Here is an 18,461-nt window from a genome sequence, read left to right as displayed (position 1 = left end):
GTGTGTATGCCAGGATATGAACGATTTCTCGTACAGATCTTCATCACCCTTATCCCTGTGATTGGTCTTTATTTTTCGATGAAAGATAAAGCAACCAAACAAGAGAATCGTCTTACGATTTTAGAGAAAGATATCGAAAATCTGAACGAATTCAAGACATCAGCCAACAAGCGGCTCGATAACCACGATGAACAGAATAAGGCTATCTTAGTACTAGCTGAGCAAGTGAAATCACTTGGTGAAGACGTAAGAGAGCTTAAAAATTTAATTCAAAACAAACAATAAAAGGAGAAATGTACATGATTAACTGGAAATTGCGTTTGCAAAATAAAGCAACACTTATTGCCCTTTTGGGGGCAATCTTCTTGATGGTTCAACAATTCGGTCTTGAAATTCCCAAAAATATCCAAGACGGTGTGAACACATTCGTTTACATCCTTGTATTGATTGGTGTTGTTAACGACCCAACAACCGCAGGGATTACAGACAGCAAACGTGCGTTAGAATATTACGAACCAAGAGAGGACTAGACCATGGTAGAAATCATTAACCATACAATTTTTAATGGGATTTCAGGATCACGTCCAACTGAGCGACCAAAATATTATGTTTTACATAATGATGCTGGTTCAAAAAGTGCAAAGGCCTATATCGAATGGCTCCAAGAACGATATGATAATGGCCAGTCTGAACTTGGTTTTGCTCATTACTACATCACAAGAGATGCAATTGTGCGAGTCGAAGACACATACAATGGTTCGTGGTCTGCTGCTAACTATGATGCCAACATGAACTCTCTTAGCTATGAAGTATGTCAGCAGTTAAGCGCATCAGATGCCGAGTTTATCGAAAATGAAAACATGGTATTGCGCCAAATGGCCGAAGACATGACTTACTACGGTGATACTCCGAGCTATTCAAATATCAAGTTTCACAATGAATTTTCTAGCACCTCATGCCCTGCTCGATCTTTGGAATTGCACGGTGGCTATAATGACAGCTTGCGTGACTATGTGATTGCTAAAATCAAGCATTATCAGTCGCTCGGTTCAACTGTTCAAGAAATGTTCGATAATGAGGGCAACCAGGAAGGCTGGAAGAAAAACGCGACTGGTTGGTGGTATGTCAACGCAGATGGAAGCTACCCAACGAATAAATGGCAGAAGATTGACAATGTCTGGTATTACTTCGACAGCAACGGTTACATGAAGGCTAACGATTGGCACAAGCATACAGACGGCTACTGGTACTACTTGCTCCCAAGTGGAGCCATGGCTACTGGTTGGGCACTTATTGCTAACAAGTGGTACTACTTCAAAGAAACTGGAGCAATGGCCACTGGATGGATCAAATATAAAGACCACTGGTACTACCTCGATGCCAAGGATGGCGACATGAAATCCAAGCAGTTCATCAAATCAGCAGATGGTACAGGTTGGTACTACCTTAAATCAGACGGAACAATGGCAGAAAAACCAGAGTTTACTGTGGAGCCTGATGGCTTAATCACCACAAAATAAAATAAAAATAAAATAGAAAGGCAAAAATATTGTACACTAACCGCAGGCAGTAGCTTGCGGTTTTTTTGTTTACTCAAAATAGAAAAAACAGTGATGGTGCTCACTGTTTTTCTTGTAGTGTATGGGCGTAAGAAGTCATGCTGATAGCGTGTTTTAAACGCATGTTCATAATATCTGATACACCGTTTTTATACTTATCTACGGCCTGAATAGATACGCCACAGTTTTTGCTGATCGCATAGGCTGTGGCGTTGTCTAAAAGCCAGCGGATAGCTTTAATATCTACTGACATATATTACCTCATAAAATACCAAACTGCAAATAGGAGTAGAAGAAGTCCAATAATAAATTCAACTTTTTCACGCTTGGTGGTTTTTCTAATTTTAAGATTTACTTTCATTGTTTTTCCTGTTATAATTTAAGTACACCCCCGAAGGGGTGGATAGTGATTTCTCACTATCCAAATTCGATGTGCCATTCAAAGCTGATTATAAATAAGTTTATTTTGATGACTAGCTTATTTGTTTTGACTTTGAGTGGCTTCTTTTTGAACTTAAACATTTTGTTTTCCTTTCTACTAGTTTCCTTGTCTAAGGTTTCCTCCTTAACCTTATGTATCTATTATACAACTAAAGTTGTATAAAGTCAATAGTTTTGATAAATTTTTTTCAAAAAAAAACAGTGAAATTACTCACTGATCATTTTGTAAACTATTAGAATTAAATTACAACCTTCTCAACTATACGGGCAAATGTGGTATGAAAATGAATACGAAGATGAATACGATTTAAAAAAATGACAGCAATTAATGAAAATGATTTTAAAGGAAAATAAATAAAAACCCAACTGTTGACAAATAACGGAAAGTATTTGTAAATACCAATTCTTTATACCATAGTTCGTGACAGTTCCTGTTTTTTTTGATAGAATCATACAGTATGCCCTTGGGCACAAAGTAAGAACTGGGACTGTCTTTCCCAGCTTCGGAGGTAAAAAATGTCAGATTCACCAATCAAATATCGTTTGATTAAAAAAGAAAAACACACGGGAGCTCGTCTGGGTGAGATTATCACGCCACATGGAACTTTCCCAACTCCTATGTTTATGCCAGTTGGAACTCAAGCAACGGTTAAAACCCAATCGCCAGAAGAATTGAAAGAGATGGGGTCAGGGATTATCCTCTCTAATACCTATCACTTGTGGCTACGTCCTGGAGATGAGTTGATTGCTCGAGCAGGTGGGCTTCATAAGTTCATGAACTGGGACCAACCTATCTTGACGGATAGTGGCGGTTTCCAAGTATACTCTCTAGCTGATAGCCGTAACATTACAGAGGAAGGGGTAACCTTCAAAAACCACCTCAATGGTTCTAAAATGTTCCTATCACCTGAAAAGGCTATTTCTATCCAGAATAATCTAGGCTCAGACATCATGATGTCCTTTGATGAATGTCCTCAGTTCTACCAACCCTATGATTATGTGAAAAAGTCAATCGAACGTACTAGCCGTTGGGCTGAGCGTGGATTAAAAGCTCATCGTCGTCCACATGACCAAGGATTATTTGGGATTGTGCAAGGCGCAGGATTTGAAGATCTTCGTCGTCAATCAGCTCGCGACCTTGTTAGCATGGACTTCCCAGGCTACTCTATCGGTGGACTAGCAGTTGGAGAAACTCACGAAGAGATGAACGCAGTTTTGGACTTCACCACTCAACTCCTTCCTGAGAATAAACCTCGCTACTTGATGGGAGTGGGAGCGCCAGATAGCTTGATTGATGGGGTTATTCGTGGGGTCGATATGTTTGACTGTGTCTTGCCGACTCGTATCGCTCGTAACGGTACTTGTATGACTAGCCAAGGACGTTTGGTTGTCAAGAATGCCCAGTTTGCGGAGGACTTTACACCACTTGATCCTGAGTGCGATTGCTACACATGTAAGAACTATACCCGTGCTTATCTTCGTCACTTGCTCAAGGCCGATGAAACCTTTGGTATCCGCTTGACCAGTTACCATAATCTCTACTTCTTGCTCAATCTGATGAAGCAGGTTCGCCAGGCTATTATGGATGACAATCTCTTGGAATTCCGTGAGCATTTTGTTGAAAAATATGGCTATAATAAATCAGGTCGTAATTTCTAAGTTTAGTAGACTAAAGCTGAAATCCTAAGTTTTCTCTTAGGATTTTTCTTCTTTTTTTGATAAAATAAAGGTAGTATGGAATGAACATTAGATGGTTTTTTTACTACTCTAATGAACGGAGAATAAACTCGTATGCGTATAAAATGGTTTTCCTTGATTAGGATTACAGGCTTACTCTTGGTACTCTTGTACCATTTTTTTCAGACGGTTTTCCCAGGAGGTTTCTTTGGGGTTGACGTCTTCTTCACCTTTTCAGGTTTTCTAATTACGTCACTCCTGTTAGAAGAATTTGGACAAAAAGGTAAGATTGATATTCTAGGATTTTTTAGGAGACGTTTTTATCGGATTTTCCCTCCAGTCGTCTTGATGATTCTTGTCGTTATGCCCTTTACTTTCTTAGTTCGCCAAGATTATGTAGCCGGGATTGGTAGTCAGATAGCTGGTGTTCTTGGTTTTATGACTAACTTCTATGAAATGTTAACAGGGGGAAGTTATGAATCTCAGTTCATCCCCCATCTCTTTGTTCATAACTGGAGTTTAGCGGTTGAAGTTCATTACTATATCGTGTGGGGCTTGGCGGTTTGGTTCATGTCCAAGCGGGTAAAATCATCTGGACAATTAAGAGGTCTAGTCTTTCTTCTATCATCAGCTGTCTTTATCATCGGTTTTCTTTCAATGTTTATCGGTAGCTTTATCGTTTCTTCCTACTCGACGCTCTACTTTTCTAGCTTTACTCACGTCTATCCTTTCTTTCTAGGCAGTATTTTGGCATCTTTGGTAGGTGTTCGTCAAACGACTACTCTTGTTAAGCGTTTAAATAATACCTGGGATTTGAAAAAGACCTTGCTAGTATTCGGGGCAGGTCTCGGACTTTTGCTCTTATTGACCTTCTTTGTAAAATTTAATTATCTCTTTGCCTACTTGCTTGGTTTCTTGTTGGCAAGTTTAGCTGCTCTTCTGATGATCGTTGCAGCACGACTTTTGCATGAGAAAACTCCGACGATTGAAGAACCAAAGGTAATTAGCTTCTTAGCTGACACCAGCTATGCCGTCTATCTTTTCCACTGGCCGTTTTATATCATTTTCTCTCAGTTGATGAGCAATCTACCAGCTGTGATTCTCACCACTATCTTCTCTTATCTCTTTGCAAGCCTTTCCTTCTATGTGATTGAACCTTTCATTGCAGGGAAGAACAGTAGCTTATTGCAAAAGGTAAAAGAAATTCCGCATATTCAACCAATCTTTGTGGGTGGCGTCGGATTTCTTAGCTTGCTGACACTGATTGTGATGTTTATTGCTCCCCAAGTCGGTGCTTTTGAAACGGATTTGATGGTAAATGGCCTTAATCAAGCTCAAACCAATATCACCCGTACAAAAACCATGGCGGATCAAGCAGAAGCCAGTCGCTACAATATTGCCGAAGGTGTATCCATCATCGGAGATTCTGTAACCTTGCGTGCAACACCTGGACTTAAAGAGGTTCTACCAGACGCTCAGACAGATGGTCAAGTAAGCAGAAATACCAAGCAAGCCAATGCTATTATGCTCAATCACAGTCAGAATAAAGTCCTCCCTAAAATAGTCGTTATTGCTACTGGAGTGAATAACCCTGAGGATTATAAGGCTGATATCGATTCTTTGATAACAAATCTACCTAAGGGGCATCAACTTGTACTTATGACACCTTATGAGGGTGATACAACTCAAGCAACTCAGCCTTATGTCGAACAGTATGCTAGCTATGTGCGTGAAGTGGCTCAAAAGTATCCTTACATTGAGGTTGCAGACTGGAATCAGGTATCTAAAGATCATCCAGACATCTGGAAAGGAACGGACCAGGTTCACTTTGGAAGTGATAATGCCAAACTAGAAGAGGGAGCTAAGCTCTACGCAGAAACGATAGCATCAGCTATCAAGGCCTTGGCAGATAAACCTGTGAAGTCAAAATAATATTTAAAAAGTAGAGATGACCGTTCTCTACTTTTTCTTTTTAGAAAGTATTTCTTAGAAGCTCAATCATTCTCTAAGTTTATCTCTCTAACCTATGCCGATATCCCCTTGCTCTAGGTTGTTAGCTCTTTGGGCAGTTTGGTCCAAACTATGACTAATTTCTAGTCTGTAGTTTTTATGGCGAATCCAGTCTTGATGGGGAAAGACTTGCCAAATTGTCAGAATTATGAGAAAATAGGTGCAGTTTACAAATGGAGGGAATGCAATGAGAGAAGATATCAAAATCAATGATCGTGCTCTAGCATTAGGAGAACAAATCATTGAAAAACTAGAAAAAGTTTACGATACAGATGTGGAACTAGATGTCTATAATCTTGGCTTGATTTACGAGATTCATTTGGACGAGGCTGGTCTTTGTACAATTGTCATGACCTTCACCGATACTGCCTGTGACTGTGCAGAAAGTTTACCAATCGAAATCGTGGCAGGTTTGAAACAGATTGAAGGAATTGAGGATGTCAGGGTTGAAGTTACCTGGTCACCTGCCTGGAAGATTACACGCATCAGTCGCTATGGTCGTATAGCACTTGGACTACCACCACGCTAAAATACAAGAGCTCTCTGCTAATAAACAGAGAGCTGCTTTGTTATTAGATTCCTCTAACTGCGAAATAGTGTCCACTTGGATTTGCAAAGTTAAAGTGAGGGAAAGGTTGGGTATTGATCGAACTTGTGGTATCAGTCACTGCAGCTATGCGCTCGTGAAGACTGCAAAGGTCCGCTGATTCAAAGAGTAGGCTAGGTTTCATATCAACTACCTCTGGCGATACCTGACGAATAAAGTCTTTGGCGTAGACAGTAAAAGTCAGTGTACTGTCCGTGTGAGGTTTCATTTCAAAAGTTTCAAACCCCATAATTTCTGATTGATTAAAAACTTCAAAACCGATAGCAGACCAAAAGTCTCTCTCAGCTGCTATATCATCTACGTAGAGCATAATTCCTGTATTTTTTGAAAACATTGTCTCTCCTTCATAATCATAGTTAGAGCAATTATCTTATCACATTTCACGAGATAAGACAAAGGATTAGAAAAAGCAGTCATTTAGCGACTGCTTATTTTCTAGTTATTTTTTACCAGATTGTTCCATATTCCAGAAATCTGTCACGGCACCACGTGATGCAGAAGATACGGTGTGGGCATACTTACCAAGGACACCACGGCTATAGAGTGGTGGCAAGGTTGTTTCTGCCTTACGTTTTTCAAGTTCTTCTTCGGATACGGCCATAGAAATTTCTTTAGTATCTTGGTCGACAGTGACGATATCGCCTGTACGGAGGTAGGCAATTGGTCCTCCATCCTGGGCTTCAGGGGCGATATGTCCGACAACCAGACCATAAGTTCCACCAGAGAAGCGTCCGTCTGTCAAGAGGGCAACCTTGTCTCCTTGACCTTTACCAACAATCATTGATGAAAGTGACAGCATCTCAGGCATACCAGGACCACCCTTAGGTCCAACGAAACGCACGACGACAACGTCGCCATCAACGATTTCATCTGACAAGACAGCTTGGATAGCATCTTCTTCAGAATCAAAGACCTTAGCTGGTCCAACGTGACGACGCACTTTAACACCTGATACCTTGGCAACTGCTCCATCAGGTGCAAGGTTCCCGTTCAAGATAATCAATGGTCCATCTGCACGTTTTGGATTTTCCAATGGCATGATGACTTTTTGACCTGGTGTGAGGTCTGCAAAGTCAGCTAAGTTTTCAGCGACAGTCTTACCAGTACATGTGATACGGTCTCCGTGAAGGAATCCATTTGCCAACAAGTACTTCATAACCGCAGGCACACCACCAACTTCGTAAAGGTCTTGGAAGACATACTGACCAGATGGTTTCAAGTCGGCCAAGTGAGGCACACGTTCTTGGATTGTATTGAAGTCCTCAAGTGACAAGTCAACATTAGCCGCGTGGGCAATGGCAAGCAAGTGAAGAGTAGCATTTGTAGAACCACCGAGAGCCATAGTTACAGTGATAGCATCTTCAAAGGCTTCACGAGTCAAGATATCTGATGGTTTGAGACCAAGTTCCAACATCTTAACAACAGCACGTCCTGCTGCTTCGATGTCTTCTTTCTTATCAGCAGATTCTGCTGGGTGAGAAGAAGAACCTGGCAAGCTCATCCCCAAAACTTCGATAGCAGTCGCCATAGTATTGGCAGTATACATACCACCACAGCCACCAGGGCCAGGGCAGGCATTACATTCCAGACGTTTCACGTCCTCCGCTGTCATATCGCCGTGATTCCACTTACCGATTCCTTCAAATACAGAAACCAAGTCGATGTCTTTGCCATCCAGTTTTCCAGGGGCGATAGTACCACCGTAAGCGAAAATAGCTGGGATATCCATATTGGCAATAGCAATCATGGAACCAGGCATGTTCTTGTCACAACCCCCGATAGCTACAAATGCATCGACGTTATGACCGCCCATAGCAGCTTCGATAGAGTCCGCGATGATATCACGTGACGTTAGAGAGAAGCGCATACCCGGCGTTCCCATGGCAATACCATCGGCTACCGTAATGGTTCCAAACTGCACAGGCCAAGCATCAGCAGATTTGACACCTTCTTTTGCAAGCTTACCGAAGTCATGCAAGTGAATATTACATGGTGTATTTTCTGCCCAAGTCGAAATGACTCCCACAATTGGTGTTTCAAAGTCCTTATCTGTCATACCAGTCGCACGAAGCATGGCACGGTTTGGTGATTTAACCATGCTGTCATAAATGCTACTGCGGTGACGTTTATCTAATTCTGTCATTTGTTCCCTCCCGATTCAGTTTGTATCATTATAGCACATTTTAAAAGCAATGAACAGAAGAAAATTCTTGAATTTTCAGAAAATTCTATACAGAAATATTTTCTTTAAAAATTTTGCATTTATTTCTTGATTTTATAAATTAAAGTGATATCATTTAGATATCAAAAACAGGAGGTCATTCTGATGACTGAAAAACTAATCAATTCAAAGCCAAATGGTGTAGTAGCATTGGTACTCATTGAGTTGGCATTCGTACTTGGTGTCTTTATATTTATCATGGGCGCTGGTTCAGAAAACATTTTTGGAATTATTATCGGACTTTTATTAAGCTTAATTGCAGGTCTAGCTCATGCTGGTTTAAAAGTTGTTAAACCTCAGGAAGCTCTGGTTTTGACTCTCTTTGGTAACTATACTGGGACCATCAAAGAACCTGGTTTTTACTTTGTCAATCCCTTTAGCATAGCGGTCAACCCTGCAAATCACACTCGACTTGGTCAAAGTGGTGACGTTAGCACGAAATCCCCTTTTTCAGGGATGAAATCATCAAATGGTAATGACGTAAATCTTGAAATTGGCAAGAAACAGATTTCCCTCAAGGTTATGACTTTGAGCAATTCTCGTCAAAAGATTAACGATTGCTTAGGGAACCCTGTGGAAATCGGCATCGCGGTAACTTGGAGAGTTGTCGATACAGCCAAAGCAGTCTTCAACGTTGATAACTATAAAGAATATCTTTCATTGCAGTGTGATAGCGCCCTTCGTAATATTGTCCGCATCTATCCTTACGATGTGTCTCCGAATGTGGATACTACAGGTGATGGGCAAGCAGATGAAGGCAGTCTCCGAGGCTCTAGTGAGATTGTAGCTAAGCGTATTCGTGAAGAAATTCAGAGTCGTGTTGAGGATGCTGGCTTGGAAATTCTTGAAGCACGTATTACTTACTTAGCTTATGCACCGGAAATTGCAGCTGTCATGCTTCAACGTCAACAAGCATCAGCCATTATTGATGCACGTAAGATGATTGTTGATGGCGCTGTAGGAATGGTTGAAATGGCACTAGAACGTCTCAATGAAGGAGAATTAGTAGAACTTGACGAAGAGCGTAAAGCAGCGATGGTTTCAAATCTCCTAGTCGTTCTCTGTGGCAATCATGATGCACAACCAATTGTCAATACAGGAAGCCTTTATTAGAAATGGCAGAAGCTAAAAAAAAGCAAATCCCCCTTCGACTCTCGAATAAGTTATATGCTGCACTCGCATCATGGGCAGAAGATGACTTCCGATCAGTTAACGGGCAAATCGAATATCTTCTCACCGAATGCGTCAAACAACGAAAAAAAGACGGGAAATACGTCTCAGAAACCATTGATGAACCATTCGAGATTGATATTTAATCTATTTTCCTATCCAGAACCTTGGATAGGAATTTTTTTTCATCTTTTTTTGTCAAGTAACTTTACTTTACAAAAAAGTTTTGATATACTATTAAAGTTGATGAAAATCAAACCTAACTGAATTATATCTTAAAAGGAGAAATCAAAATGGCAGTACCTGCACGTCGCACTTCAAAAGCGAAGAAAAACAAACGTCGTACACACTACAAAGTAACAGCTCCATCTGTAAACTTTGACGAAACTACTGGAGATTACTCACGTTCTCACCGTGTATCACTTAAAGGATACTACAAAGGACGTAAGATCGCTAAAGCTGCATCAGCTGAATAATAGAAGGGAGATACCATGCGCGTAAATATTACACTTGAACACAAAGAATCTGGTGAACGCTTGTACCTTACTTCTAAAAACAAACGTAACACTCCAGACCGTCTTCAATTGAAGAAATACTCACCAAAACTTCGCAAACACGTTGTGTTTACAGAAGTGAAGTAAGCATTTAATACGAATCAATACATAGAAAACGCTGATTTTAAGCGTTTTTTCTTTTGTTAATTTTACTATATTTCAGTTCAATCTCTACCTTTTTTTAAGACCTGGTTTGAGAAGTATATATTTTAATTGAATTAAAAACAGTGCAATATCAAGGATTTTTAGAACGATATCTACTAATTGATTTCATAAAATATGAATTAATAGATTTTAAATAGGGAAATAATTTAGTTTTGTAAATATAAATATAATGCACCTACAAATCTTATTATATCAGATTTTCCCTAGTTTTAGAAAAATATATAGAAATTTAAATAACATCAGATTTTACAAAAATTTTTACCCAACTTATAATTTAATAAGAAATTAAATCAATTTATGTCCTATTAAAGGTCCCATCACTATAGTATATCTTATAAGCATTTACAATATTAAATACAACAACTACTTCATCTCTTTCTCTTTCTGAAGATTTCATTGAATCAATAATATGTCTATGAATAAATTTCATTTTGTGTCTACACAACTTATTTTACAATAACTTTTGCAACTTGTTGTATGATATAATTAACTATAAGAATATTAGTTAAGGACAACATAAATGAAAAATTATTTGCTCAAAATTTTAGCTTTTCTATTTAAAAATAATCCTTCTGACGACAATTCAAGTGTAAAACTTGAAAGTCTAGCTCCAATAGACTACACTCAAATTGCTTCTGATGAATTTGAAACAAAATACTATAAGAGTTATAAAGATGTATTGAATAATGTAACTCAAGATAAACTTATAAAAAATGTTGGAGTAACTGGAGGATATGGAACTGGAAAAAGCTCTTTAATTCATAGTTATTTTAATGAATTAAAGGGTAAAACAAGTATTTATATCTCATTAGCACATTTTGATAGTTTAGCAGGAAATACTATTCCTACTCTCCAAGATGATAAGAAAATAAATAGTCATATAGACAACATTTTAGAGATGAAAATTGTCAACCAATTAGTAAATCAAATCAAACCAAATAAAATACCAAAAGCAAACTTTTTTACTAAAAAAAATATCGAAAATTATAAAATTTTCTTTTATTCATTATCAATTATTTATTTAATCCTTTATTTTAAATTTTTATTACCAGTTATAACTGAAAAAATAACATCTGGCATCAAAGATTTCTCACCTAATCTTGAATCTAATGATTACATTCTCATCATTATATCTATCATAGCTATGATTATCTTATATTACCTTTTTTCAAATACAATTAAGAAAATAATATATAAAGGAAATTGGTCAAAACTTACAATAAACACTATGGGAATTAACGTAAACATGGAAAATAGAGACTTTTCTACAGTCTCATATTTTGATAATTTTCTATCTGATGTTATTTATCTTTTTGATGAATCTGATGCAGATTTTGTAATTTTTGAAGACTTAGATAGATTTAACGACCATTCAATATTCGAAAAATTAAGAGAAATTAACTTAATGGTTAACCAAAGAAGGAAATCTGCGAAGCTTAAGAAATTGATGTTTTTCTATGTAATAAGTGATGAAGTATTTTCTGAAAAAAATGTTGATTCTGCAAATAACACTGAAAATATTTCTGCAACAGAAAAAACAAAATTTTTTGATGTAATTATTCCAATTATCCCTATTGTCAACAATACAAATTCATTTGATTATCTAAAATCAAGGTTGCTAGATGACCCAGCAATTACGGATAAAAATGACTTCGAAACTTTTTTATATCAAATTTCCATATTTATTGATGACCTCAGAGTTCTTAAAAATATAGTAAATGAATTTAAAATTTACAAAAAAATTTATAAAGATAATATTGATATGGATATAGATTACAAACAACTACTTGCACTAATAGTCTACAAAACTCTAAACTCCAGTGATTTTAACGACTTAGTGAAATCTAAAGGAGACTTGTACACTCAAATAAAAAAATTGTTGGAGGATAATGATGAGTGAGATAGCAAAATTTTTGATAAAAAATAATCTTATTGATGAAACATATACAGATTACTTAGTTAGACAATCCCCAAATGGTCTTCGTGGAGAGGAAAAAAAATTTTTTGTTTCTGTATTATTAAAGGATAGTGAGGAATTAAAAAAAATAGAAGATCTTAAACAGGATAAAATTTATGAAATATTCTTAAAATTATCTGATCATCACTTTTCTGTAGATAATTTTTTTAATGAAGCAATTTATAATTATTTTAATAAAGCATTTGCTGATAACAATGAAAATATTATTAATGGTATAGAAAATTACTTTAAAAAAATAATCTTCCTTCAAGATGTAAATGACCCCCAAAAGATTACACTAAATATAAATAGCATATCTAGAATACTTTATAATAAATTGGTAAATCCACAAGAAGATCATCTCTTCAACAAAATGAAGAGCTATCTTTCATATAATCAAATAAGTGATAGCATAAATAATGATGTAAAATTACTACTATTAATTCTAGATAAAAAAATAAATTTAGATTTTAAATTCAATTTAGACGTCAGTGCCAATACTCTTCTTGAAAAAATACAGAATATTTCCAAGGAAGCAGATAAACAGACTCTAGAAAAGAAATTATTAGATTTAATTAGTAAAAAAATAAATAATAAAATACCAATAATAATATTTGATCCCTCTAATTTCCAAAAAGTTGGACCGGAGCGAAAGGAATTTTACAAGACTTTGTGGGAGAAGGAAAAGATTTCATTAAATTCTTTAACTTTATTAGCTATTTTATCTATTTTTGAAAATAAACAAATCGATAGCTATGAAAATATTTATGATAAACTAGACACTCCTGATGCCAAAAATACTATAATAAAATTATTAAATGATATAGATTCTAAGATTTTCAGCAATATCGAAATTCCCTCACATGAATCAGATAACTTGTACATTACCTCTAATATTGATTCTTTCAGATCTATAATCCGAAACTACATGAATCACGAGGATAAAAAATTCCCATTTAATCTTTTCAACCCTATCATTTTATGGAAAGAACTAACTAATGTTCAAAGTGAGATTTCTAGAGAACATTATAAAGAAATATTTAATACTTTAGATAAAGATTTTATCACCAAACAACTAAATAAATCTTCCTTTTCCTTAACAACCTTTAAAGAACTGATAGAAAACTACAAAGATTCATTTATAAATAAAATTAATATCAAAACTCTAGAAAATGGCGAGATGAAATCTCTAATTCCAAGACCAAATAGAAAACCTGATAATAGAAAAGATAAACAGAATAAACTAGCAGAATACATTAATCAACATTCTAACATTGATGATATTAAAGAGAAAGTTATCAACCAATATCGAGTAAGAGACTTACTGAGTATAAAAAACTCAATAAACAACATTGATTTATATATAAAAATTCTGAATAAAAGAAAACTTTCTGCTAAAAACAGTAAAAATAAAATAGAGAAGCTAATAGCAGAATTAGAAACTAAAAATGAACTACCTTCAAACATATAAGTAATTTATTAAGTCAATAAATCATATAAAGTATATATAGAAAACCTTAACTCTTTCACTTCAAACCAGTTATCCTTAACTACTTTTTACTTAGAAAGGATTAATAAAACTGTTTACTTTTTATAAGAAAAGATTTTTACGAAAAATATATAAGGGGTTTAAAATGAAATTGGGAAAAAATAATTAAAATAAGCAAAGTAAAAAAAGATTATTAGATATCTTTCAGAAAAATATAAATTTTTCGGAAAGTTAATAAAACCCTTTGAATTTGAACATAAAAACAATGGAAATTCCATTGTTTTTTGCTATAATGACACCATAACACTATAAATAGTAAAGAGATATAATATGTATTGAGCTCCCTTTATCTATAACAGAAATTATAAACTTTTCATTTTTGTTAGTTTCTTTATTTATTATTCTACATTATGATTACATACATACAAACAAGTTAAAAAGTATTGAGAAATTTCCATATTTCAATCAAATTTATTCAAATTTTCTAAAAAAAGAAAACAGGAACTCTTTGGAAAATGTTGATATCAAAATGTTTTCAAACTCTCCAAGAAATATTTATATCAAACTAGGATTAGAAAAGTCTCTTAAAGAGTCACAATTAAAAAAATAGAGAGATGAAAAAAAGGAGAAACTAAGAAACTTAAAGAGAGATTTATTAAAGATTCTCGTGAAATGCCGAAATTAGAAAAAAGTTTCTATCAGACTTTTATTGTTATTTTATAATGAGCGAGTTTTGAATCAAGAGAGATATTTTCAGTTGAAAATGGGACAACATTAATCGGCACTTGGCTTAGTAACTACTGTTTCAAATGCTGTTGATAATTTATATCTTCATCAAAAATCTAAAAATACTAGTATCAGAGATAAAATTGAGATATTAAAAAAGCATTGGATAATGCTTACATGGAATACTATCGAATATAGAAGGAGATTATGTATGCTTGTTATTTCTTTAATAGAAAACCTACTGATAGAAGAACTAGGAAATTATTTTAGAGGAGTATTTGGGAAGTTAAGACTGAAGCTTTTCAGTAAAAAACTAAAAAAAGAAGTCGAAGTCTCGATATTAGAGAAATATGGAGATAGGATATATTATCTTGATTTTGATAGATTTTTAATTGAACAAAATGTTCTTGAAAAGATAATAAAAAATTTTCTTAACCAAGATGTTTTGCAATCGAAAACAATAAATCAATCAGTAGATTTTTACATCAATTTGTTTATTGAAAAATATCCTAAATATAAACTATATGATGGGGATTTAAAACAAATTCTTCAAAAATATTTTGAAGTCATATTTAAACAACTTAATAAAATCGGTACTTCTGAATCACAAGCACTGTGTCGAACTATTAGAGAGATTGTTGATGGATTAGACAGACGGTTGCAGTACATATCGGCGACTGTGGATGATAGTAATGCAATGTTAAAGCAGGTTGTAAATGGAAATTTTAGAATATACCTCTATATTAAAACCATGTTAGAAACGTCTAGTGCTTCATTTGTTCAGTCTGACTATTTTGATCGTTATCTATTTCAGGATACAGTAGACAGTAAGGTGAAAGACTCGTTAGATATCCTTTTACAACACCATAAAGTTGTATTAAAAGGAGAAGCAGGATTTGGGAAAACATTTGAAACTTTTAAGCTAATAAATCAATTGTGTACAAAATATTCTACCTATCAATTAATTCCTGTCTATGTTCCATTAATAGAGTATGGAGGTAGTTTAGGAACATTATTCGAGATTATTCAATCGAAAATGGAACCATTCTGTGAAGGAAACTCTAAACAAGCCATTAATCAGCTATTTGTTAATAATCAATTGGCATTGTTCTTTGACGGGATTGATAATATTGTGGATGAGAGAAAGAGATTAAAATTTTTTTCTGAAGCAAATCAATTAATGACACAATATAATCAAAATTTTTTCTTTTTCACAACACGAAATAATCGATATAATCATGAGCTTGGAGAAGAAAAGAGTTTCTTTCTAACAAATCTTTCCGATAGTATAATTCAAAGTAGTTTAATTAGACTTTGGGAGTATAGCAAGTTTCCTAAAGCATATCTTGAACTGTTTAGGAACCCTTTATTGTATAAAATTGGTAAGACTATTCTGACTGATAGACAGAATAAAGAGTTGCTTAATAGAACCCAAATTTTTACAGAGTATTTCGAAAAGAATTATCGCTACAAAAATAGTTATTCAGAATTATCCCTTCATGAAACATTAAATCTTTTTGGTAAATTTTCTTACGAGAATTTTAATCAATCTAGTTTTACATACAGTGAAGTAGATAAAATAATAAGTGCTTATCCAGTTTCTACACCAAATAAAAGAAATCTAATTGATTATTTTATAAATTTTGGAATTTTTAGTACTTCAGATAGAATTACTTTTTCTCATAAGCTATTTAAGGAGTTTTGTGCTGCATACTATATTACAAATAACCTAATAGTTTCATCAGATACAGCACTTCTAGAAAAACTTATCCATAATGAAGAATGGCGAGAAGTAGTCATTTTTATCTCTGGATTGTTTTCAACCATTGAAGAGCAGGATAAATTTTTAGATTTTATTCTACAACATAACTTGCCTCTTTATGTTGAATGTGTTAATTCTAAAAATGATTTATTGAGGAGTAATGGGATTACAGATTTCTCTAGGGAAGATAATGTAGAAAGAATATTATCAGAGATTCTCAAAACATATAAATTTATAGTAGAAAACTATTTCTCCTCTATATCAGAGCAATTTGAACCATTTATCATGGAAAATTGTAGATTGGAATCAAAAATAGGAATTGCTGGAGGTGTGGAAGAAAACACCCTTTATTATTGGTTTGATATCGTGGACAAAGGTGTTCCAGATGTAAAAATTATCAGCGCTGAATTGTTGAGTCAAGCGATTCAAGAATATCAGGCCTTATAGGAGATAGTGGTAGAAAAATAGCAATAGATATTATTAAAGATAATCTGAAAACTATTTTAGAAAAGAAATCATTACCTGCAAGTAATTATATTTTATGTGAACTTTTGAAAGAAATAAAAAATAAATTACCTTGGCTTAAAGATATTGATGAAATATCTTTAATGAGTAAAAATGTTAGAAAAAGGATAGATGAAATTCTTCAAGATTGTCCTGAGGTTGCAAGTTATACTACTTCTGAAGGAGTAGAGCTGTTTAGTTTAAATAAACTGATAACTATTTTGCTGCAGTCTGATGTAGATTATAGAAGTTTTGTCATACCTGATCGTGATAGAGAATATTCAGAGTCAAATGGCTTAGTAATGAACTTATATTCTACAAAAAGAAAAATAAAAATAGTTGAGACATTTTTTAATTTCGCTGAGGCGAGTTATTTGGAAATTGTAAAATATAACTTTCCTAATATTTATAGATATTTTTCGAAAATTCAAGATATGCCATACAAACTACTGGTCACTTATAAGGATGATGAAAGAAATCCGTGGATAGGTTATTACCATGTGGCATATTCCGGAGATAAAAATTTAATTGAAGTATCGCTAGGTGATTTAAGTAAGTGTTATGAAAAAATATATGATGAAATACTACAAAGCTATCACTCATTAAACAGAGTCCCTAAAGATGTTTCTAGTCGTAGTAGTGATTTTTCAACTCTTTTATTCTCAAGAAATTCTAGTGGAAATACACCATTAAGTGATTATGTTCATAAAGAAATAGAAAAGAGTTTAGAAGAGATATTCGGAAAAATGTAACAAATCAGTTTTCAAAATAATATTTTTGAGTAGTTAGAGCTTAATATACAGTTTTAATAATCCATTTAGAAAAACAGGTGGATAATTCAAAGACTAACAATATTCAATCTTTATTATTCGTCAATTTGAGTAAGTTTTTGTACGCTCAAGGTTTAAGTAACTGTATAACGAAAATACAAGGTGGAAACAGAGTTATCAGAGTGATTAAAATATAGAGAGGGAAACTGTGATCGCTGAATTTCTACTATTATTTCAATCTCTACCTTTTTCTCTACCTTTTTTTCTCAGACTTTTATAAAGTCTGCCAGAATAAGCTTTGTAGGTGTAGAAGTTAATTTCATAATAAAAATACCCCAAAAGTTAGATTTTTATGTCTAACTTTTGGGGTGCAGTTCATTTTAAGCGTTTTTTCTTTTTTCAATTTCAATATATTTCACTATATTTCAGTCCAAACTCTACCTTTTTTAGATAAATATATCATCTGGATATTGAAGTTGAGCCCTGCTATCATTTCGATGGCAGGGCTTTTTAATGTTTGGTACACTACCTTCTTATCTATATTTTGATGGAGCTGAAGTTGACATCTACAAAGTTTAATGTTAAAATACATTCAAAAATATATTTGAATGAGGTGTTTTATGATTCAAAATGTTGTTACTTCAATAATCCTGTATTCTGGGACAGCCGTAGACTTACTTATTATCCTAATGTTATTTTTTGCCAAAAGAAAAAGCAGAAAAGACATCATTAACATCTATTTAGGACAATTTCTAGGCTCTGTTAGTCTAATATTGCTAAGTTTACTTTTTGCATTTGTCTTAAATTATATTCCTAGTAAAGAGATTTTAGGTTTGCTCGGTTTGATTC

19 protein-coding genes are annotated in these 18,461 nt (G+C 34.3%); 15 read left to right on the top strand and 4 right to left on the bottom strand.

Features of this window, described 5'->3' with window-relative positions; translation table 11 throughout:
- Positions 1-6: 6 nt before the first annotated feature.
- Genes QM928_RS04395 through QM928_RS04385 form a run of 3 tightly spaced genes read left to right on the top strand, consistent with a single transcriptional unit; the run spans position 7 to position 1,520 of the window.
- Complete coding sequence (locus QM928_RS04395; RefSeq protein ID WP_006154951.1) at positions 7-285, top strand: hypothetical protein; 279 nt, start codon at positions 7-9, stop codon at positions 283-285.
- A 14-nt stretch (positions 286-299) separates the two neighbouring features.
- Positions 300-530 carry a phage holin gene (locus QM928_RS04390; RefSeq protein WP_414294596.1) on the top strand — a complete coding sequence of 77 codons (231 nt, stop codon included), beginning with the start codon at positions 300-302 and terminating at the stop codon, positions 528-530.
- Between the two features lie 3 nt (positions 531-533).
- A complete protein-coding gene (locus QM928_RS04385) occupies positions 534-1,520 on the top strand; it encodes an N-acetylmuramoyl-L-alanine amidase (RefSeq protein ID WP_414294595.1) in 987 nt (328 codons plus the stop codon).
- Positions 1,521-1,620: 100 nt separating this feature from the next.
- Here QM928_RS04385 and QM928_RS04380 read toward each other — a convergent pair whose 3' ends face one another.
- Positions 1,621-1,812, bottom strand: a complete 192-nt coding sequence (locus QM928_RS04380; protein ID WP_000109864.1) for a hypothetical protein — start codon at positions 1,810-1,812, stop codon at positions 1,621-1,623.
- A gap of 704 nt (positions 1,813-2,516) precedes the next feature.
- On the opposite strand from QM928_RS04380, the gene tgt reads away from it, so the two are divergent.
- The 3 genes from tgt to QM928_RS04365 all read left to right on the top strand — a co-directional run bounded on the left by tgt (position 2,517) and on the right by QM928_RS04365 (position 6,216).
- On the top strand, positions 2,517-3,659 hold the full coding sequence (gene tgt, locus QM928_RS04375) for a tRNA guanosine(34) transglycosylase Tgt (protein WP_248035875.1): 1,143 nt from the start codon (positions 2,517-2,519) through the stop codon (positions 3,657-3,659).
- A gap of 132 nt (positions 3,660-3,791) precedes the next feature.
- A complete protein-coding gene (locus QM928_RS04370; RefSeq protein ID WP_414294594.1) occupies positions 3,792-5,609 on the top strand; it encodes an acyltransferase family protein in 1,818 nt (605 codons plus the stop codon).
- 265 nt (positions 5,610-5,874) lie between these two features.
- The gene (locus QM928_RS04365; RefSeq protein ID WP_049530778.1) at positions 5,875-6,216 is read left to right on the top strand and encodes a metal-sulfur cluster assembly factor; all 342 of its coding nucleotides are present in this window, start codon (positions 5,875-5,877) and stop codon (positions 6,214-6,216) included.
- 43 nt (positions 6,217-6,259) lie between these two features.
- On the opposite strand, the gene QM928_RS04360 is transcribed toward QM928_RS04365, so the two are convergent.
- Both QM928_RS04360 and ilvD read right to left on the bottom strand, forming a co-directional pair.
- Positions 6,260-6,628, bottom strand: a complete 369-nt coding sequence (locus tag QM928_RS04360; RefSeq protein WP_414294593.1) for a glyoxalase — start codon at positions 6,626-6,628, stop codon at positions 6,260-6,262.
- 105 nt (positions 6,629-6,733) lie between these two features.
- Positions 6,734-8,437, bottom strand: a complete 1,704-nt coding sequence (ilvD, locus tag QM928_RS04355; RefSeq protein ID WP_414294592.1) for a dihydroxy-acid dehydratase — start codon at positions 8,435-8,437, stop codon at positions 6,734-6,736.
- 183 nt (positions 8,438-8,620) lie between these two features.
- Between ilvD and QM928_RS04350 the strand changes: the two genes are divergently transcribed.
- From QM928_RS04350 to QM928_RS04315, 8 genes are all read left to right on the top strand, one after another.
- A complete protein-coding gene (locus QM928_RS04350; protein ID WP_414294591.1) occupies positions 8,621-9,628 on the top strand; it encodes an SPFH domain-containing protein in 1,008 nt (335 codons plus the stop codon).
- A 2-nt stretch (positions 9,629-9,630) separates the two neighbouring features.
- Positions 9,631-9,831: a PTS ascorbate transporter subunit IIC gene (locus QM928_RS04345; RefSeq protein WP_000796543.1), complete on the top strand. Its 201-nt coding sequence runs from the start codon at positions 9,631-9,633 to the stop codon at positions 9,829-9,831.
- A gap of 147 nt (positions 9,832-9,978) precedes the next feature.
- Entirely contained in the window at positions 9,979-10,161 is a 183-nt protein-coding gene (gene rpmF, locus QM928_RS04340) for a 50S ribosomal protein L32 (protein WP_000290417.1), read from the top strand.
- Positions 10,162-10,176: 15 nt separating this feature from the next.
- A complete protein-coding gene (gene rpmG, locus QM928_RS04335) occupies positions 10,177-10,326 on the top strand; it encodes a 50S ribosomal protein L33 (protein WP_001265622.1) in 150 nt (49 codons plus the stop codon).
- A 598-nt stretch (positions 10,327-10,924) separates the two neighbouring features.
- Positions 10,925-12,304: a hypothetical protein gene (locus tag QM928_RS04330; RefSeq protein WP_414294590.1), complete on the top strand. Its 1,380-nt coding sequence runs from the start codon at positions 10,925-10,927 to the stop codon at positions 12,302-12,304.
- Positions 12,297-13,832 (top strand): hypothetical protein, encoded by a 1,536-nt coding sequence (locus QM928_RS04325; protein ID WP_414294589.1) that lies wholly within the window; start codon positions 12,297-12,299, stop codon positions 13,830-13,832. The genes QM928_RS04330 and QM928_RS04325 overlap by 8 nt, the downstream gene beginning before the upstream one ends.
- Before the next feature lie 955 nt (positions 13,833-14,787).
- Positions 14,788-16,785 carry an NACHT domain-containing protein gene (locus QM928_RS04320; protein ID WP_414294588.1) on the top strand — a complete coding sequence of 666 codons (1,998 nt, stop codon included), beginning with the start codon at positions 14,788-14,790 and terminating at the stop codon, positions 16,783-16,785.
- Between the two features lie 104 nt (positions 16,786-16,889).
- Positions 16,890-17,594 carry a hypothetical protein gene (locus QM928_RS04315; protein ID WP_414294587.1) on the top strand — a complete coding sequence of 235 codons (705 nt, stop codon included), beginning with the start codon at positions 16,890-16,892 and terminating at the stop codon, positions 17,592-17,594.
- Between the two features lie 436 nt (positions 17,595-18,030).
- Here QM928_RS04315 and QM928_RS04310 read toward each other — a convergent pair whose 3' ends face one another.
- Positions 18,031-18,204: a FanG protein gene (locus QM928_RS04310; protein WP_083936654.1), complete on the bottom strand. Its 174-nt coding sequence runs from the start codon at positions 18,202-18,204 to the stop codon at positions 18,031-18,033.
- Positions 18,205-18,232: 28 nt separating this feature from the next.
- Between QM928_RS04310 and QM928_RS04305 the strand changes: the two genes are divergently transcribed.
- On the top strand, positions 18,233-18,461 hold a 229-nt coding region (locus QM928_RS04305), incomplete at its 3' end, for a cadmium resistance transporter (protein ID WP_353505222.1).

It is taken from the genome of Streptococcus infantis (assembly GCF_047460405.1).
In the GTDB taxonomy this organism is placed as follows: Bacteria; Bacillota; Bacilli; order Lactobacillales; family Streptococcaceae; genus Streptococcus; species Streptococcus infantis_Q.
This window is presented reverse-complemented; position numbering and strand designations above follow the sequence as displayed.

What these genes read in the sequence shown, in the direction of transcription:
- tgt (WP_248035875.1), top strand. Translation starts at nt 2,517, where the DNA reads ATGTCAGATTCACCAATCAAATATCGTTTGATTAAAAAAGAAAAACAC.
- QM928_RS04390 (WP_414294596.1), top strand. Translation starts at nt 300, where the DNA reads ATGATTAACTGGAAATTGCGTTTGCAAAATAAAGCAACACTTATTGCC.
- QM928_RS04385 (WP_414294595.1), top strand. Translation starts at nt 534, where the DNA reads ATGGTAGAAATCATTAACCATACAATTTTTAATGGGATTTCAGGATCA.
- QM928_RS04320 (WP_414294588.1), top strand. Translation starts at nt 14,788, where the DNA reads ATGCTTGTTATTTCTTTAATAGAAAACCTACTGATAGAAGAACTAGGA.
- rpmG (WP_001265622.1), top strand. Translation starts at nt 10,177, where the DNA reads ATGCGCGTAAATATTACACTTGAACACAAAGAATCTGGTGAACGCTTG.
- QM928_RS04360 (WP_414294593.1), bottom strand. Translation starts at nt 6,628, where the DNA reads ATGTTTTCAAAAAATACAGGAATTATGCTCTACGTAGATGATATAGCA.
- QM928_RS04380 (WP_000109864.1), bottom strand. Translation starts at nt 1,812, where the DNA reads ATGTCAGTAGATATTAAAGCTATCCGCTGGCTTTTAGACAACGCCACA.
- rpmF (WP_000290417.1), top strand. Translation starts at nt 9,979, where the DNA reads ATGGCAGTACCTGCACGTCGCACTTCAAAAGCGAAGAAAAACAAACGT.
- QM928_RS04395 (WP_006154951.1), top strand. Translation starts at nt 7, where the DNA reads ATGCCAGGATATGAACGATTTCTCGTACAGATCTTCATCACCCTTATC.
- QM928_RS04370 (WP_414294594.1), top strand. Translation starts at nt 3,792, where the DNA reads ATGCGTATAAAATGGTTTTCCTTGATTAGGATTACAGGCTTACTCTTG.
- QM928_RS04345 (WP_000796543.1), top strand. Translation starts at nt 9,631, where the DNA reads ATGGCAGAAGCTAAAAAAAAGCAAATCCCCCTTCGACTCTCGAATAAG.
- ilvD (WP_414294592.1), bottom strand. Translation starts at nt 8,437, where the DNA reads ATGACAGAATTAGATAAACGTCACCGCAGTAGCATTTATGACAGCATG.
- QM928_RS04310 (WP_083936654.1), bottom strand. Translation starts at nt 18,204, where the DNA reads ATGTATTTTAACATTAAACTTTGTAGATGTCAACTTCAGCTCCATCAA.
- QM928_RS04350 (WP_414294591.1), top strand. Translation starts at nt 8,621, where the DNA reads ATGACTGAAAAACTAATCAATTCAAAGCCAAATGGTGTAGTAGCATTG.
- QM928_RS04325 (WP_414294589.1), top strand. Translation starts at nt 12,297, where the DNA reads ATGAGTGAGATAGCAAAATTTTTGATAAAAAATAATCTTATTGATGAA.
- QM928_RS04330 (WP_414294590.1), top strand. Translation starts at nt 10,925, where the DNA reads ATGAAAAATTATTTGCTCAAAATTTTAGCTTTTCTATTTAAAAATAAT.
- QM928_RS04365 (WP_049530778.1), top strand. Translation starts at nt 5,875, where the DNA reads ATGAGAGAAGATATCAAAATCAATGATCGTGCTCTAGCATTAGGAGAA.